This window comes from Paenibacillus sp. GbtcB18, assembly GCF_019091125.1.
Lineage (GTDB): Bacteria > Bacillota > Bacilli > Paenibacillales > NBRC-103111 > Paenibacillus_F > Paenibacillus_F chitinolyticus.
Genome location: NZ_JAGXJX010000003.1, coordinates 712240 through 729124 on the forward strand (window position 1 = coordinate 712240; position 16885 = coordinate 729124).

Sequence of the window (16885 nt, forward strand, 5' to 3'; positions counted from 1 at the left end):
TAATCAACAACGGCAACTCGCGCGGGACTTTCCGTCTCGCTCCCGTTTTCATTATCCCCGCTGACCGCCTCCCCCGTATAGTTGAAAAATCTAATCCAAGATGGAGAAATTAAAGAAATGTTTGGCGCTATCCTAAAAAAAGCACGACGGTGCAGATGCACGCGCCATGCTTTTTCTTTTTTTCACCTTTTGGTATACATGGAACGGAGTTCCGTCGGCGATACGCCGGCGTATTTCTTAAAGGTCCTGTAAAAGTACGATGAATCCCAATAGCCGACCTCCTGGGCGATTTCGGCCGTTTTCCGGTCGGTATGGAGAAGAAGGTGCGTAGCCCGCTCCACCCGGTACTGGTTCACATAATCCGAAAAGCTGGTCCCCATCTCCTGCTGGAACAACTGCCCGAGATAATTCGGGTGCATATGCAGCTTTTGGCTGAGTGTTTTAAGCGACAGCTCCCGGGAGTAGTGCTCTTTCACCTGCTCTAGCATCGCCGCCACATGCGTGCTGTATTCGCGGACCGCATCGGACTGGCTGTCCAGCATCCCGCGTGCGACCTGTTTGACCTGCGAGGCAAGCCCGCTCCGCGTCTGAATCCGGAAAAGCGCCGCGAAAATTTCGCTGTAATCCGGCTGCTTCTCCATCTCCTTGACCGCCAGCATAAGCTGGATAGCCGCATTGAAATAAGGCTGCCTCGGTACGGGATGAGCGCTGTCTCCCCGGACAAAAAACTGGTCCGCGAACTCGTCGATCTCATCCCGTCTCCCCTCGGCCAGCAGCTTGACGAACCGGTCCATCGCGGGCTCTTGGAGAGCCGGACGCTCTTCTTCCCGGAAGGCGTAAGCCGCCAAGTCGTCGACGATCACGCCGGGCTGCTCGTTCATCAAGTGTGCCTGATACCACGCTTGAACGGCGCGGGCGCTGGCCGGATAGCCCTGATACAGCTCTTCGGGCTGACCTGCCGCGCACCAGACCCGGAACCCGGTGAAGCCGGCGATCCACTCCGACATTCTCCGCAAGGCCGGAAGCACCTTTACTTCGTTCCCGCTTAAAGCGAACAGGAGCGTGATTTCATCGCCGTCCCCCGGAAAGGCGATCACTTCGCAGTTCTCCGGCAGCTCCTCCGTGCCGATCCGTTCGCACTCCTCGGCTAGGCCGGGAAGACGGTAAAACTGGAAGGCCGGCTCGTTCTCCGTCACGATCCGCAGCGCCGCCGAGCGGTAGACCTCGTGGTCGATGGGAATGCCGAGCATTCTCGCGCGCTCCCTGAACTCCTTGTTGTCGATGTTCCCGTTCGTCCAGCGGTGCAAAATATTGTTGCGCAATATTTTCCAGTCTTCATCCAGGCGGAAGCGGCTGATTTCTTCCCGTTCCCAGTCCCGCAAAATGTGCTTGATCGTCGCTTCCAGTTCTTCGATATTGATGGGCTTAAGCAGGTAATTTTCAATCCCCAGCAAAATGCCTTCCTTGACATATTTGAATTCGTCGTAGCCGCTCAAAATAATGAACTTGGTCCGCGGATTCAGCAGTTTGACCCGGCGAACGAGCTCCAGACCGGTCATTTCCGGCATCATAATATCCGTGATGAGCAGGTCCACCGGCTCTTCCTTCAGCTTCTCCAGCGCCTCCAGTCCGTTCCGGGCGGAGCCTGCGATTTGCAAGTCGAACTGCTCCCATGGGAGCAGGTTGTACAGCCCTTGGACGATAAGCGGCTCGTCATCGGCAAAAAACAGTTTTCTCATGGCAGCATCTCCCCCTGTATGGCCGGAAGCTTCAACATCACTTCGCAGCCTTGATCCGGACCGCTGTCGATCGCGAGGCCGTACTCGCTTCCGTAGTGAGAGCGAATCCGTTCGTTCACATTGACGAGACCCAGCGAATCGCCGCCAAGCGCCCCGGAATCCGGCTTCATCGCCAGCCTCTTGCGGATTTCGGCCAGCCTCTCTGGCGGCATTCCTTTTCCGTTGTCCGCCACACGGACGACGATGTTCTCCTCTTCGCGCGTCATGCTTACCGCGATCCGGTTCGAATCCGATTCGGGCCGGAACCCGTGCACGAGGTAGTTTTCGACGACCGGCTGAATGAGCAGTTTAACCACCTGGCAGTTAGCCGCATTTTTATCCAGATACGTCTCGACCTCCAGCCTGTTCTCAAAGCGGTACTGGAAAAGCTTCAGGTACATGACGTTCATCTCCATTTCTTCCGCCAGGGTCACGTTCGTCTGCTTGCGGATCATGTCCCGGAACAGGGCGGCCAGAATATAGATCATTTGACCGACATCCCTCGCCCCCGACGTAATAGCTTTCATGCGGATGCTTTCCAGCGTGTTGTACAAAAAATGAGGATTAATCTGCGCCTGCATCGCCACGAGCTCGGCATTCTTCTGCTTAATTTCCGAGCGGTACACCTGGTCGATGTACGTTTCGAGCCGGTCGCACATGTAATTGAAATTTTGCGAAATATCCTGCAGCTCATCCTCGCCGGTCAGCACGATGCGTGCGCTCAAGTCGCCTTCCTGAAGACGCCGGATGTGCGTCACAATTTTGCGGATTTTTTTGGAATACTGCCGGATAATCGTAAACGTAAACATAAAACTCACCGCAATGCAAAGGGCGGTAATCCCGATCAAACTCAGCCGGATTGTGTCCATGTTCTGCTCGATCCGGGATTTCGGGATAATCCCCGCAATCGTCATTCCCGTATTCCCGATGGTCAGCACGCTCACCTTGGACGGCTCTTCGAGCTCCACCCAGTCCTGCTGCTCATGAAGCTGCTGCCAGTACGGATAAATCTGCCCCTGATAACGATTCTCGGAATCGTATATGACCTGCCCGCCTGAAGTCATGAGCAGCATTTTAGCCCCCCGGTCCTTCAGCTTGCTTTCGACCAGGCGCTTGATCTCGTCCGTATTCAGATCGAAAACAATCGCCCCGTATTTTTGAAGCGACACGGTATCTTTTAAAACATGGGTGTACGAGTAGACCGGTCCGCTGTCTTTCCGCGCCTCCCACAGGACGGATCGCTGATCTGTCAGCAACCACTGGTGATTGACAGTGGAATCGAACCAGCCGGGGCTGTCCTGCGGAATCTCCGACGGATAATAAAACCGCTGACTGCCGGGATTCATAAAATAAAAAAAACGCTCCCCTTTGCTGTACAAAAGAATATTCGCGATGGAAGGCTCGTCTTTGAGAAACGACCGGAGCTGGCTGTCGAAATTTTTGGATTCCGTTCCGCTGCTCCGGATGTACTGATTCAGCCGCCTTTTCAAATAATCCTCATACTCGTGCGACAGAAAATAAGTCAGATCCTCGTTAACCGCCGCGTCCGTGTACAGCTGCTGGATGGCCGAATACATCCGTTCGTACAGCCCATTCAAGTTAACGCTTACAATATCCAGATCTTTAAGGACGCGATCCGTCTGTTCCCGCACGCTGCGCTGCTCATAGTACTGATAAGCCAGGATGGACACGCCCAGAAACAGCAGCACCATGACAATCGAATAAAAGAGAAGAATTTTGTTAAACATCCGTTTTTTCAGGTGAATCCGGTAAAACGTTTTTAAGCTCGGCATGAGGTCGGCACCGTCACTTTCGGTCAATTCGCGTATAAGCTTATCACCGATGGGGGAAATTAGGCAATTGCATTCCCCTCTCTCCGCGGACTATAATGGAGCTACCCTATAATCACCCGCAGCTCCATACGACAGGATTTTCCTCCTTTTCTCGCTCCCTAATCAGGTTTCAACAGGGGGTTTCTTCGACATGTTCCTCACCGAACACAAATTACAATCACGTATCCGTGAACTATCCGAGCTTCGCTACCGGGATAAACATCCCATTCCGTCTTTTCTTTCTCTGGAAGACCAGCGCAAAGAAATCAATCCGAGCCTTCCCGCTCCCGCCGAGGACTGGAAGACGATGAACGTCGGAAATTCGTGGAAAGGCCGCGACCTTTATTTGTGGCTATCCGCTGAAATACATATTCCTGAATCCTGGTCGGGAAAACGCATTCTCGGCCGCTTCGATTTCGGCGATACGGGCGGCGGCAACAACTCGGGGTTCGAGTCCTTGTTTTACTGGAACGGCAAGCCGTATCAGGGCGTCGATTCCAATCACAAGGAAGTCTTCCTCCCGGGCGATGCGGCGGGTACCTCCCGGCAGCTCCTGTTCCGGCTGTGGTCGGGACTCGAAGGAGGCGGGCAGCCCCAGGATCAGACGCATGCCATCCGGCAGGCCGAATTTTGCTGGCTGGACGAAGCCGCGGACGACCTGTACTTCACCGCGCAGGCGGCACTCGATACCGTCCGCATTCTGGATGCCAACGCTCCCGAGAGGACGGCGCTGCTTCATGCTCTGAATCAGTCCTTCAAGCTCATTGACTGGACCGAGCCCGGTTCCGAAGATTTTTACGTGTCCGTAAATGCCGCAAGAACCGATCTGAATACACGGATCGAGGGGATGGACAAAAGGTCCGATGTGACCGTAACCTGTGTCGGCCATACGCACATCGACGTGGCCTGGCTCTGGAGGCTTAAGCATACCCGGGAGAAATGCGCCCGTTCTTTCTCCACCGTGATGCGTCTCATGGAGATGTTCCCGGACTATACCTTCCTGCAGACGCAGCCACAGTTGTACGAGTACGTCAAGGAGGACTACCCCGAGCTGTATGAAGCGATCAAGAAGCGGGCGGCGGAAGGCCGCTGGGAAGCGGGCGGAGGCATGTGGCTGGAAGCCGACTGCAACCTCACTTCCGGCGAATCGCTGGTCCGGCAGCTTTTGATCGGCACCCGCTTCCTAGCGGACGAGTTCGGTACGGAATGCAAATACTTGTGGCTTCCGGACGTTTTCGGCTACAGCTGGTCCCTGCCGCAGATTTTGAAGAAATCCGGCATTCATACGTTTATGACGACGAAAATAAGCTGGAACCAGTACAACCGGATGCCGTTCGACACGTTCCATTGGCGCGGGATCGACGGTTCCGAGGTGCTCACTCACTTCATTACGACGCCGGAGCCGTGGTCCGGGCCCGACTCCTGGTTCTACACGTACAACGGTCAGATTATCCCGAAAACCGTGAAAGGCATTTGGGACGGCTACCGCGATAAGGAAATGAATCAGGAACTTCTGCTCTCATACGGTTACGGGGACGGAGGCGGCGGTGTCAACCGCGACATGCTGGAGATGCGCCGGAGACTTAACAGCCTGCCGGGTCTGCCTAACGTGGAAACGGGGCGCGCAGATGCTTACTTTGAACGGCTTCAGGAAACGGCGGCGAACACCGATGCTTACGTGCACACGTGGGATGGGGAACTGTACCTGGAGTATCACCGGGGCACGTACACAAGCCAAGCTTACAACAAACGGATGAACCGCAAACTGGAACTCGCCTACCGCGAAGCGGAATGGCTGAATGCCATGCAGAGCGTTCTGCATAACGATTGGAGCCTGTATAAAGGCAAGGAACTGACCGAAGGCTGGAAAATCATTCTCCGCAACCAGTTCCACGACATCATTCCCGGTTCTTCCATCCGTGAAGTGTACGAGGACAGCGTTATCGAGTACGAGGAAGCGGAAGCGATCGGCCGCGTTGTCGACACGCAGGCGGTTGCAGCGATTGCCGCAGGCAAGGACTCTTCCGGCGCTTCTGCCTATACCGTCTGGAATTCGTCTCCGTGGACGGTGACGGAGCTCGTGACGATTGCGGCCACGCAGAACGGGGAATCCGGGCAATGGCTCGACCTGCAGGGCAGCGTGCTTCAAGCGCAGCTTCACGATGAGGTGTGGATCGTAGAAGTTAAAAACATTCCGCCGATGGGCTACACAACGGTCAAGTTCGCGGCGGATTCCGGGCAAGGGGCATCAACGAGTCCTTTCGCGTGGAATCACAGCGGGATTGAGACGCCGTTCTATGTGCTGGAATGGAACGCCCAGGGTCAATTGACCCGCATCTGCGATAAAGAGCAGCGGCGTGAAGTATTGGCGCCGGGCGCAAGGGGCAACGTGCTACAGCTTTTCGAGGATAAACCGCTTGCTCACGAGGCGTGGGATATCGATCTTTTTTATCAGGAAAACATGCAGGAAATCCGGGATTTCAAGGGCGCCGAACTAGTCGAGGAAGGACCGCTTCGCGCCGTAATCCGCTTCAACTGGGTATACCGGAATTCGTCGATCAGCCAAGATCTGGTCGTGTATGGCGGCCATCCGCGCATTGATTTCGTGACGGAAGCCGACTGGCATGAACAGAAGCAGCTGCTGAAAGCGGCCTTCCCCGTCGATATCCGCACAACGGAAGCGACCTTCGACATCCAGTTCGGCAACGTGAAGCGGCCGAATCACTGGAACACGAGCTGGGATTGGGCGCGGTTCGAGACCGTCGGACATCAGTGGGCCGATCTTTCGGACCGGGGCTACGGCGTCAGCCTGCTCAACGACTGCAAGTACGGATACGACATCAAGGGGAACGTGATGCGCCTCACCTTGATCAAATGCGCGACCCATCCGGACACCCACGCGGATCAGGGGCATCATGCCTTCACCTATTCCCTGCTGCCCCACCGTGGAGACTGGCTGCAGGGCCAGACCGTGAAGCAGGCCTGGATGCTGAACAGCCCGCTTCGGGCCTCGGAGGGAACCGCAGAGGTTCCGTGCCGTTCGATGTTCACCTTGTCGGGAGACACCGCCATGATCTCGGCCGTCAAAAAAGCCGAAGATTCCGACAAAGTCATCGTGCGTGTTCACGATTACTCCGGAAGCCGCAACGCGCTGGAGCTGACAAGCGATTTCCGCATCGCTTCCTGGCGGGAAACGAACCTGATGGAGAAGCCCGAAGGGCCGGTCGTCCATGACGGAACGATTTCTTTTGTTCTTCAGCCTTATGAAATCAAAACGTTCGAGATCGATCTCGAGGCATAAACGTCCGGCGCGAAACCCGGCGTACAGCAAAAAGCTTCCCAGCCATGCGGCGGGGAAGCTTTTTGCTCGATTGCGGCTTGCGGCCCGTGTGACGGCAATGCGTTCTACTCGGTCTGACGCTTGAGCGGAAGCCATTCCAGAACCCGGCCGATCTGCTGATCCCAATAGCTCCAGTCGTGGATTCGCCCCTCTTCCTCTTCATAAAGGAGGGGAATATTCAAACTTTGCACATAATCCCGGAAGGCGATGTTTTCCTCGTACAGAAAATCATCCGTCCCGCAGCACTGGTAAAGAGCCGGCAGCTCCGTCTTCTTCTCCGCCGCATAACGGGCCAGCGCGAACAGATCGCTTGCTCTCAGCAGCTCCTTGTTTTTTCCGAACACGAGCCGGAAATCTTTGGGGAACCGCTTTTCAATCTCTTTCACCTGCGTGACGCCCGACAAACTGGCGGCTGCCGCGAACTGATCCGGCTTTTTCAGCGCCCATTTGAAAGCCCCGTAGCCTCCCATCGACAGACCGGCCACGAAATTGTCCTCCCGGCGGTCCGACAGCGGAAAGAACGAGCGGCATACCTGCGGAAGCTCTTCGGACAGAAACGTCCAGTAATCGTAGCCGTTCTCCATGTCCGTATAAAAGCTGCGCGCCGCATTCGGCATCACGACGGCCAGCCCGAGAGGAGCCGCATAACGCTCGATAGCCGTTCTCCGCATCCAGATCGTATCGTCGTCCGACAAGCCGTGCAGCAGATACAAGGTCGGGTGCCTGTGGCCCGCCGCGCTTCCTTCCAGCCCGATTTGGCCGGTCGTCCGTTGAGGCAAAATTACCTGGATTGAAGTTGACATACCGAGTACTTCGGAATAAAAATCACATTGGATGAAAGCCATGCCGCACATCTCCTACTTGTTTATATTTACCTGCGGTAAAATAACCGTTGACTTCAAAAAAACCTTAGGTTATACTCGGAATTGTCGTTTTACCGTCTAATTTAGGACAACCTCATACTATACCGATTCTTATCAAGAGTGGCGGAGGGACAAGGCCCTGCGAAGCCCGGCAACCGATCGCAGCAATATGCGCGATGACAATGGTGCCAATTCCTTCAGGATCCAGGCGGATTCTGGCAGATGAGAAGGTCGTTTTCGATACCGGAAAAGCCCTTTTTGTCTTTACAAAACGGGCTTTTTCTTATTTTCAAGCAAAAGAAGGTGAAGCAATTGATCGAAATCAGGAAGCTGCGCAAGCAATACGGCAGCGGATCCCGCATAACACACGCCCTGCAAGAAATTAATCTCACGATTGATAAAGGTGAAATTTACGGCATTATCGGCCATTCGGGCGCCGGCAAAAGCACTCTGCTCCGGACGATTAACCTCCTGGAGCGCCCGACCGAGGGCAGCGTCATCGTGGACGGCGTTGACCTGACGGCCCTCAGCACCAAGAAGCTTCAAGATCAGCGCCGCCGGATCGGCATGATCTTTCAGCATTTCAATCTCCTCTCCTCCGCCACGGTGGAAGAGAACATCGCGTTCCCGCTTCGCCTGGCCGGTACGGCCAAGTCGGAAGCCCGGCGCCGCGTCGGCGAGCTGCTTGCCCTGGTCGGGCTGACCGAGCACGGCAAGAAGTACCCGGCCCAGCTGTCCGGGGGCCAGAAGCAGCGTGTCGGCATCGCACGGGCGCTTGCGACGAACCCGCACGTCCTGCTGTGCGACGAAGCGACTTCCGCACTCGACCCGCAGACGACGAATTCCATTCTCAATCTGCTGCTGGACATCAACCGCAAGCTGAAAATCACCATCGTGCTCATTACGCACGAAATGCAGGTCATCCGCTCCATCTGCGACCGTGTCGCCGTCATTCATGAAGGCCAGATCGTGGAGCAGGGGCCGGTGGCGGAAGTGTTCCTGAAGCCGCGGCACGACGTAACCCGGCAGTTCATCGAACAGGTTGCGGATTCGGTCGAAATCGACAAGCCCGACGCGGCGGGAGTTCCTGCCCAAAACGGCACCGTGCTGAAAATCACCTTTCTCGGTGAAACTACGTACGAGCCGATTTTATCCAGAACGGTCCAGCAGACTGGCGTGACGTTCTCCATCCTGCAGGGAACCATCTCCCGGATGAAAAACACGCCTTACGGCCAGCTCGTCGTTCGTCTGCAGGGTCCGCGGGATGCGGCGGAGAATACGATCCGCCTTCTGCGCGAGCACGGCCTGGATGTGGAGGTGTATTCGAATGGATTGGTCTAAAATCGATTGGAGCGAAATCGGAATCGCCACGAACGACACAATGATGATGCTCGGCCTTTCAGCCCTGTTCACGTTCGTGATCGGGCTGCCGATCGGCGTGCTGCTCTACCTGACTTCGAAAGGAAGTCTGCTGGAAAACCGCACGTTCAACATCGTCATCTCGTTTGTCGTCAACGTGCTGCGTTCTTTCCCTTTCATCATTCTGATGATCGCCGCGATCCCGCTGACGAAGCTTCTCGTCGGCACTTCCATCGGCGTCAAGGGAACGATTCCGCCGCTTGTCATCGCGGCCGCACCTTTCTTCGCGCGTCTCGTCGAGACGGCTTTGCGCGAGGTGGACCGCGGCATTATCGAAGCCGCCCAGTCCATGGGCGCGGGCCGGTTCCAGATCGTCCGCCGCGTCCTGCTGCCGGAAGCTCTTCCCGGCCTCATCGCCGGCATTACGATCACCACCGTTACGCTCGTATCCTACACGGCCATGTCAGGTATGGTCGGCGGCGGCGGCCTCGGTGACCTGGCTATCCGCTACGGGTACCAGCGGTTCCAGACGGAAGTCATGATCGCGACCGTCATTATTTTGCTTATTCTCGTGCAAATTTTGCAGATGATCGGAGACCGTCTCGTTCTCTATTTCACGCGCAAATGATGCGATAGATAACCCAATCCAAGGAGGAAACCCTGATGAAAAAACGTTCACTGATCGTCTTGTTTCTAATCGTCGCACTGACGGCTCTTGCAGCCTGCGGCAAACAAAAGGCAGAGCCTTCCGCTACGGCTACACCGGCTTCGGGCGCAGGCACCGGCGAAAAAGCTGCCGTTACATTGAAAGTCGGCGCGACTGCCGTACCGCATGCCGAGATTCTGGAGTCCGTTAAAGACAAACTGAAAGCGGAAGGCGTGAACCTGGAAATCAAGGTGTTCACGGACTACGTTCTGCCGAACACGCAGCTTAACGAAAAACAACTGGATGCCAACTTCTTCCAACACGTTCCTTACTTGGAGGAGTTCAACAAAAGCAAAGGCACTAAACTTGTCAGCGTAGGTACCGTTCATATCGAACCGTTCGGCGGCTATTCCCGTAAAGTAAAAGCGATCGGCGAACTGAAAGACGGCGCAACGATCGCCATCCCGAACGATCCTTCCAACGGCGGACGCGCTCTCGCTCTTCTGGAGAAGAACGGCCTGATCAAGCTGAAAGAAGGCGTCGGCATTGCCGGAACCGCGAAAGATATCGTAGAAAACAAAAAGAACTTCAAAATCAAAGAACTCGAAGCGGCTATGCTGCCGCGTGTTCTGGACGAAGTCGATCTTGCCCTGATCAATACGAACTACGCGCTTGAAGCGAAACTGGTGCCTGCCAAGGACGCTCTTTTCGTAGAAGACAAAGATTCCCCTTACGCCAACATTATCGCGGCTCGCGAAGACAATGCCAAATCCGATGCGGTTCAGAAGCTGATCAAAGCTCTGCAAACGCCTGAAGTGAAGAAGTTCATCGAAGATAAGTACCAAGGCTCCATCCTGCCGGCGTTCTAAGAACGACGAACAGGAACGAAAAACCTTTCCGCCGGATAACCGGCCGGAAAGGTTTTTTTATTGGCATCTTGCCGGTTTAGCGATAAGCCTTGATAAATTCGACGGCTTTGCGGATATCTTCCGCAGGATCGTCGCCCACTTCGCGCTCAATCGTCAGGTAGCCCTCATAACCGATTTCTTGAAGCGCCTGGAAGTAGCGGTCGAAGTCGACCTTGCCTTCACCAAGCGGCAGCTCTTCGAACAGTTCGCCCTCGCGGAGCATTTCGGCAATTCGCTCGTGCGCCATCGGCTCGAAACCGACCGCGCCGTACAGAATGCGGGGATCGAATTCTTTGTGCCGCAGGCCGTCTTTTACGTGCGTATGAACGATATAGTCTTTCAGCGTATAGACGCCCTGGACCGGATCGTCGCCCGTCACCATAATCATGTTGGCCGGATCGAAGTTGACGGATACTCCGTTCGTGCTGAGAGTGTCCAGGAAGCTCTTGAGGTGAGCCGCAGGCTCCGGACCGGTTTCGATCGCGAAGTAAGCGTTCACGCTTTTGGCGTATTGACCCAGCTCTTCGCACGCTTCCTGCATCGCTTCGTAAACGTCGTCCTTCTCGGACGGAACGATCCCGATATGGGTCGTCACGATGTTGGTGCCGAGCTCCAGAGCCAGGTCCAGAACGCGCTTCGATTTCTCGATTTTTTCTTTGTTCTCGGCGCGGACTTGGAAGCCGTGACCCCCGAAGTCGCCTACGAGCGCCGAAACCTGCAGCCCGAGCGAATCGATATAAGCTTTAAGCTCCTTGCGCTGCGAGGCAGTCAGGTTGTCCGGATACATCTCGCCCTTAACGGCATAAATCTGCACGCCGTCGGCGCCGACATCCTTCGCTTTCTGGAGACCTTCGCGGACGGGAAGCCCGAAACTGTCTACGATAACCCCGATCGGGTTCGGAACGCGGATACTCATGATATTGGAGTTCTCCCCTCTACTATAATTAGTTCACTTGAATTTCTTTGCCGGCTGCGCTGGATTCATAGATTCCGCAAAGAATTTTCATCAGTTCCAGACCGTCTTCCACAGGCGAAATCGTTTCATGCTTGCCCAGGCAGCAGTCTACAAAATGTTCGATTTCACGACGGAATCCCGCTTCGAAGTCAAACGTCAGATGATCGATCTGAGGCGTCGCATTCAAAATGGTATTGTGCTTCTCGGTTACGAGCATCAGTTCCGGCTCGATTTCAGCCCCGCCCTTGTCTCCGAACAGCTTGACGGAAATCTCGTCTTTCTTCGCATGCAGTGTGAAGCTCGCTTCAACGGACAGCGCCGCGCCGTTTTCAAAACGGATCAGGGCGGATGCCATGTCTTCGACCGTATTTTTTGCCGCATCGTAATCCGCTGCTTTATAGAAACTCAAATTCTCGATATGTGAACGGTTACCTAATTTGTCATATGTAACGGCGGATACGGATTTTACCTTCGGTTTGCCCATCAGGTACCAGCACAGGTCGATCACATGAACGCCGATGTCGATAACCGGGCCGCCGCCGGAACGCTCCACATCCGAAAACCATCCGCCGGGATTGCCCAGGCGTCTCAGTACGGTAGCTTTGGCATAGTAAACGGAACCGAGCTCGCCGGCATCGATAAAGCGTTTCGCAACATTCGTATTCGTGCCGAAACGGCGTACGAAACCGACCTGCAGCACTTTGCCGGACTTGCGGACGGCTTCCTGCACGGCATGCGCTTCTTCCACGGTTTTGCACAGCGGTTTCTCGACGAGCACGTGCTTGCCCGCTTCAACGGCCGCTTTGCTGATTTCCGCGTGCGTATTGTTCCAGGTGCAGATGCTGACGGCATCGATTTCAGGATCGGCCAGAAGTTGTTTGTAATCGGTAAACGTTTTCACAGCACCGTATTGTTTAGCTTTCTCTTTGGCCCGCTCTTCGTTCAAATCGCAAACGGCATGAATTTCAACTTGCGCATTTTTGGCGTACGCGCCGAAATGCAGTTCGGAAATCGAGCCGGCACCAATAACGCCGATTTTAAGTTTTGACATGCTTCTCCTTCTCCTCCACATCTATAAGGTTGAATCTATTCCATTCTTACATGAAAAGGAAGCGTCTTCAAGCTTATTTCAAGAAGAGGTGAACACTTTTTTAATTCTATTGATTAATTATATTTATCGGATATCAAAATAACATTTATTTAAACCAAAAAAGCATAACGGAATTTTCCGTCATGCTTTAATTTTATAGAGATTTTTACCATATTTATTGCAAGGTCAGTTCCGGTCCTTAAAAACTTCCTGCTGGAAAGCGGCGATCGCCGAATATTCCTCTTCCAGCTTGCGTGACAGGCCGATGAAAATCGGGAGCAGCTTGTGGTAAATGCGGGCATTGTCCTTGTCCGGTTCATGCTTATGCGTGGCTCCGATCATTCCGGAAACGACGCCGAGCGAATCTACGCGACCTGTCGCATACAAGCCCAGCACGGCCGCTCCCAGGCAGGAGCTCTCGATGCTTTCGGGAATGACGACCTCCTGGTCGAAAATGTCGGCCATCATCTGCCTCCAGAGAGCCGAACGCGCAAAGCCGCCTGTGGCGTGTATTCTCGCCGGGCGTCCGATTTTCTCCTCCATGGCCAGCAGCACCGTGTACAGGTTGAAAATAACCCCTTCCAGTACCGCACGGATCATATGCTCCTTCTTGTGATGCAGGGTCAGGCCGAAGAAAGAGCCGCGCGCATCCGGATTCCACAGGGGAGCCCTCTCCCCGCTTAAGTAGGGATGGAAAAGAAGCCCGTCGGACCCGGGACGAACCTGCCCGGCGATCTGCGTCAACAGATCGTAGGAGTCGATGCCGAGCCGTTTGGCGGCCTCCACTTCCGAGGCGGCAAGCTCGTCGCGCACCCAGCGGAAAAGCATTCCTCCGTTGTTGACCGGCCCCCCGATCACCCAGTACGACTCCGTCAGCGCATAGCAGAATATGCGCCCTTTCGGATCGGTTACGGGCCGGTCCACAACCGTGCGGATGGCTCCGCTGGTTCCGATCGTCGCGGCGACGACCCCGGGCTCAATCGCGTTCACGCCGAGGTTGGACAAGACGCCGTCGCTCGCTCCGACGACAAACGGCGTAGACGGCGCTAGTCCCATCTCGGCCGCGTAAGACGCGCTCAAACCTTCGACGACGTGAGTTGTCGGTACGGGCCTGGACAGCTTGTCGGGGGTAATCCCGGCAAGCTCAAGCGCCTGTGAGTCCCAGTCCAGCGCCTGCAGGTTAAAAAGCCCCGTGGACGAAGCAACCGAGTGATCGACGAGATACGTCCCGAACAGCTTGGCAAATACATATTCTTTGATCGAAATGAATTTGGCCGTTTTGCCGAAAATCTCGGGATGGTCGTGTCGGAGCCACATCAGCTTGGTCAGCGGAGACATCGGATGGACCGGCGTGCCCGTACGCAGGTAAAGCTCGTGGCCGCCCAGGTCTTTTTTGAGCCGCCCCGACCACTCCGCGCTCCGGTTATCCGCCCATGTCATACAGCGCATGAGAGGTTTACCTTCCGAGTCTACCGGAAGCACACTGTGCATGGCGGAGCTGAACGAAACGAAAAGAACCTCGCCAGGCAGTACACGGGCTTGGTCCATTACGCCTCTCACCGATTTCAGGACAGCCTGGAAAATCTCATCCGGGTCCTGCTCGGCTGTTGACGAGGTCGGGGTATATAAAGGATAGCCGCCGCCCGCTTTGGCGACGACCTTTCCGTTTTCTTGGAAAAGCACCGCTTTAGTGCTCGTTGTTCCGATATCGACTCCGATCATATAGCGGGTCATGCTGTTCATTTCCTACTCCTTCTTTCTCTGTTAAGACTGACGGCCCGGACGTGTGTCCGGGCTGTCTGTGGAACGTTTCTTAGATAATCACGCTGAGGATCATAATAAAAGCGAGCCCGATAACGGACAGCAGGGTTTCCATAACCGTCCATGATTTCAGGGTCTGCGGTACGGACAGGTTGAAAAATTCTTTCACCATCCAGAATCCGGCGTCGTTGACGTGGGACAGCACGATGGAGCCGGCGCCGGTCGCAAGCACAACAAGCTCCAGATTAGCGCCCGGCGTTTGCGCGAGCACCGGCGCTACAATGCCGGCCGCGGTCGTCATCGCTACCGTCGCGGAGCCGGTGGCAACCCGGATCAGCGCCGCTACGAGCCACGCGAACAGGATTACGTTCACGTTCGCCTGCGTGGCGAATTCGGCGATTGCGGCCCCCACGCCGCTGCTGATCAGAACCTGCTTGAACGCGCCGCCCCCGCCGATAATGAGGATAATCGTCGCCGTAGGCGCTAGGCATTCGCTCGTGAAGCGTGAAATGTCTTCTTTTTTGAAGCCGCGGGCAAAGCCGAGCGAGAAGAAAGAGAACACGACGGCGATCAGCAGTGCGATAATTTCATGCCCGATGAATTCGCAGAAAACAGTCAGGCTGCTCGTGCCTTTCGGATCGACAATGTTGGCAACGGAGCCGATCAGCATGAGAATAACCGGCAGGAGAATCGTAAATAGCGTGATCCCGAAGCCCGGCAAATTCCGGTTTTCGCTTACGGCAAACTGCTCGGCCAATTTGGCCGGCGGTTCGGCCTGAATCCGCTTTCCGATAAATTTACCGAACAGCGGTCCGGCAATAATCGCCGTCGGCAGTCCGATCAGCAGCGAGTACAGAATCGTTTTGCCCAAATCCGCCTTGTACGCATCGATGGCGATCATCGGCGCGGGATGGGGCGGAACCAGGCCGTGCACCGTCGAAAGACCGGCCAGAATCGGAATCCCGATCTGCAGCAGCGGCATTTTCGTTTTGCGCGCCACGGTAAAGACGATCGGAATGAGCAGAATCAGTCCGACTTCGAAAAACACGGGAATCCCGACGATAAAACCGACCACCATCATGGCCCAGTGGACGCGTTTTTCACCGAACCGGTCGACTAGGGTCGTCGCGATTTTTTCGGCGCCGCCGGATTCCGCCATCATTTTGCCGAGCATGGTGCCCAGCGCGATGACGATCGCAATCGTGCCCAAGGTGCCGCCTAACCCGCCGGTGACCGCCTTAATGACATCCTGGGCTTTCATCCCGGACAAGAGGCCGAGCATGAGAGCCGAAATAATGAGAGTAACAAACGGATTCCATTTGAATTTAGCGATAAACACCACTAAAAATACAATCGAAATCAGAGTCCAGACTAATAAAGTGACGGAATGACTAAGTCCGAAAATGCTGTTCATGACTGACCTCCAGATGTGTGATTCAAAAGTTTTATCGTCTAATAGCGCTTTCAATCGCTTACTGCCTTGAATAATTATGTTGTATACATGTCGACAAGTTTATTCGTACGCAAGCGCCATTTTACCGGTCGCTTACATGTTCCCCGTTTTGTTAAGAGGGTAAACTGGTTTCAAGAGTTTGCCGTGAATCGGCGAAATAATTGCGGACCACTTGCCCGATGACAGCGGGATCATGAGTTTCAAGACCTCTCACGATGGCCCGGTGCTTCTCGATTACGTCCAGGAGCTTCTCTTCTCCCTGAGAAAAAATTTCATCCGTTGTAATGAGCAGAACCGTGATAACGATTTGCCGGATGCTGGTCCACAAATGCAGCACCCTTTTATGACGGGCCGCTTCGATAATCGTTTCGTGAAACGTGATGTCCTGAAAGGCGAAATCCTCGGGGTCGCCGTGCTTGACCGCCAGCTCCATCCTGTCAATAATCTGGTTCAGTTTACCGATCAGAGATGCCTGATTGGCCTGTGCGAGCCTGTCCTGTACGAAGCTCTCGATAATAAAACGGACATCGTATAATTCCTGCACATCTGTCTGGCTCAGCCCCAGTACGACGGCTCCCATTCGTTCCAGACGGATCAGTCCTTCGATGGACAACGCTTTCAGGGCCTCCCGGACAGGCGAACGGCTTGTGCCGAAGTCGGATGCGATGCGGTTTTCGGAAATCACTTCACCGGGCTTGATGCTCCCGTTAATAATTTGCAGCCTTAATTCGCTGGCGATGGACTCTCCCAGAGAAACGCCTCTGAGCCACGCAGACGGATAACGCATGATGCACAACTCTCCTTACCAATAGGCTAAAGGTACGCTGACCTTGTCCGGCGGTTGAAAAGCCGGCCAATAGGCCTTCTTTTCCCGCCTTCCGAAGTCACGTCAATTGTAGC

Annotated in this window: 12 protein-coding genes and 1 riboswitch; of the genes, 4 read left to right on the plus strand and 8 right to left on the minus strand. The window is 54.9% G+C overall.

Annotation, left to right across the window (positions count from 1 at the left end):
- Window positions 1-182 precede the first annotated feature (182 nt).
- Window positions 183-1739, minus strand: coding sequence for a response regulator transcription factor (locus KVT34_RS13545; protein ID WP_217559218.1), 1557 nt, complete (start codon window positions 1737-1739; stop codon window positions 183-185).
- Window positions 1736-3571 carry a cache domain-containing sensor histidine kinase gene (locus KVT34_RS13550; RefSeq protein WP_217559220.1) on the minus strand — a complete coding sequence of 612 codons (1836 nt, stop codon included), beginning with the start codon at window positions 3569-3571 and terminating at the stop codon, window positions 1736-1738. The genes KVT34_RS13545 and KVT34_RS13550 overlap by 4 nt, the downstream gene beginning before the upstream one ends.
- A gap of 190 nt (window positions 3572-3761) precedes the next feature.
- On the opposite strand from KVT34_RS13550, the gene KVT34_RS13555 reads away from it, so the two are divergent.
- Window positions 3762-6911 carry an alpha-mannosidase gene (locus KVT34_RS13555; protein WP_217559221.1) on the plus strand — a complete coding sequence of 1050 codons (3150 nt, stop codon included), beginning with the start codon at window positions 3762-3764 and terminating at the stop codon, window positions 6909-6911.
- Between the two features lie 104 nt (window positions 6912-7015).
- On the opposite strand, the gene KVT34_RS13560 is transcribed toward KVT34_RS13555, so the two are convergent.
- Window positions 7016-7795: an alpha/beta hydrolase gene (locus KVT34_RS13560; RefSeq protein WP_217559222.1), complete on the minus strand. Its 780-nt coding sequence runs from the start codon at window positions 7793-7795 to the stop codon at window positions 7016-7018.
- Window positions 7796-7921: 126 nt separating this feature from the next.
- A riboswitch (SAM riboswitch) is annotated at window positions 7922-8042 on the plus strand.
- A gap of 83 nt (window positions 8043-8125) precedes the next feature.
- On the opposite strand from KVT34_RS13560, the gene KVT34_RS13565 reads away from it, so the two are divergent.
- Genes KVT34_RS13565 through KVT34_RS13575 form a run of 3 tightly spaced genes read left to right on the plus strand, consistent with a single transcriptional unit; the run spans window position 8126 to window position 10687 of the window.
- Window positions 8126-9154 (plus strand): methionine ABC transporter ATP-binding protein, encoded by a 1029-nt coding sequence (locus KVT34_RS13565; protein WP_217559313.1) that lies wholly within the window; start codon window positions 8126-8128, stop codon window positions 9152-9154.
- Window positions 9141-9800 carry a methionine ABC transporter permease gene (locus tag KVT34_RS13570; RefSeq protein WP_217559223.1) on the plus strand — a complete coding sequence of 220 codons (660 nt, stop codon included), beginning with the start codon at window positions 9141-9143 and terminating at the stop codon, window positions 9798-9800. The genes KVT34_RS13565 and KVT34_RS13570 overlap by 14 nt, the downstream gene beginning before the upstream one ends.
- 35 nt (window positions 9801-9835) lie before the next feature.
- Entirely contained in the window at window positions 9836-10687 is an 852-nt protein-coding gene (locus KVT34_RS13575; RefSeq protein ID WP_217559224.1) for a MetQ/NlpA family ABC transporter substrate-binding protein, read from the plus strand.
- Window positions 10688-10763: 76 nt separating this feature from the next.
- Here the strand turns inward: KVT34_RS13575 and KVT34_RS13580 are convergent, their stop codons facing one another.
- The 5 genes from KVT34_RS13580 to KVT34_RS13600 all read right to left on the minus strand — a co-directional run bounded on the left by KVT34_RS13580 (window position 10764) and on the right by KVT34_RS13600 (window position 16772).
- Window positions 10764-11642 (minus strand): sugar phosphate isomerase/epimerase family protein, encoded by an 879-nt coding sequence (locus KVT34_RS13580; protein WP_042227321.1) that lies wholly within the window; start codon window positions 11640-11642, stop codon window positions 10764-10766.
- 28 nt (window positions 11643-11670) lie between these two features.
- Complete coding sequence (locus KVT34_RS13585) at window positions 11671-12732, minus strand: Gfo/Idh/MocA family protein (protein WP_217559225.1); 1062 nt, start codon at window positions 12730-12732, stop codon at window positions 11671-11673.
- A gap of 225 nt (window positions 12733-12957) precedes the next feature.
- Window positions 12958-14514 carry a gluconokinase gene (gene gntK / locus KVT34_RS13590; protein WP_217559226.1) on the minus strand — a complete coding sequence of 519 codons (1557 nt, stop codon included), beginning with the start codon at window positions 14512-14514 and terminating at the stop codon, window positions 12958-12960.
- A gap of 70 nt (window positions 14515-14584) precedes the next feature.
- Complete coding sequence (locus tag KVT34_RS13595) at window positions 14585-15946, minus strand: GntP family permease (RefSeq protein ID WP_217559227.1); 1362 nt, start codon at window positions 15944-15946, stop codon at window positions 14585-14587.
- 151 nt (window positions 15947-16097) lie between these two features.
- Window positions 16098-16772 (minus strand): GntR family transcriptional regulator, encoded by a 675-nt coding sequence (locus tag KVT34_RS13600; protein ID WP_217559229.1) that lies wholly within the window; start codon window positions 16770-16772, stop codon window positions 16098-16100.
- Window positions 16773-16885 lie beyond the last annotated feature (113 nt).

Excerpts from the sequence above, each read along its gene's own strand:
- KVT34_RS13545 (WP_217559218.1), bottom strand. The coding sequence starts at position 1,739 with ATGAGAAAACTGTTTTTTGCCGATGACGAGCCGCTTATCGTCCAAGGG.
- KVT34_RS13550 (WP_217559220.1), bottom strand. The coding sequence starts at position 3,571 with ATGCCGAGCTTAAAAACGTTTTACCGGATTCACCTGAAAAAACGGATG.
- KVT34_RS13555 (WP_217559221.1), top strand. The coding sequence starts at position 3,762 with ATGTTCCTCACCGAACACAAATTACAATCACGTATCCGTGAACTATCC.
- KVT34_RS13560 (WP_217559222.1), bottom strand. The coding sequence starts at position 7,795 with ATGGCTTTCATCCAATGTGATTTTTATTCCGAAGTACTCGGTATGTCA.
- KVT34_RS13570 (WP_217559223.1), top strand. The coding sequence starts at position 9,141 with ATGGATTGGTCTAAAATCGATTGGAGCGAAATCGGAATCGCCACGAAC.
- KVT34_RS13575 (WP_217559224.1), top strand. The coding sequence starts at position 9,836 with ATGAAAAAACGTTCACTGATCGTCTTGTTTCTAATCGTCGCACTGACG.
- KVT34_RS13580 (WP_042227321.1), bottom strand. The coding sequence starts at position 11,642 with ATGAGTATCCGCGTTCCGAACCCGATCGGGGTTATCGTAGACAGTTTC.
- KVT34_RS13585 (WP_217559225.1), bottom strand. The coding sequence starts at position 12,732 with ATGTCAAAACTTAAAATCGGCGTTATTGGTGCCGGCTCGATTTCCGAA.
- gntK (WP_217559226.1), bottom strand. The coding sequence starts at position 14,514 with ATGAACAGCATGACCCGCTATATGATCGGAGTCGATATCGGAACAACG.
- KVT34_RS13595 (WP_217559227.1), bottom strand. The coding sequence starts at position 15,946 with ATGAACAGCATTTTCGGACTTAGTCATTCCGTCACTTTATTAGTCTGG.
- KVT34_RS13600 (WP_217559229.1), bottom strand. The coding sequence starts at position 16,772 with ATGCGTTATCCGTCTGCGTGGCTCAGAGGCGTTTCTCTGGGAGAGTCC.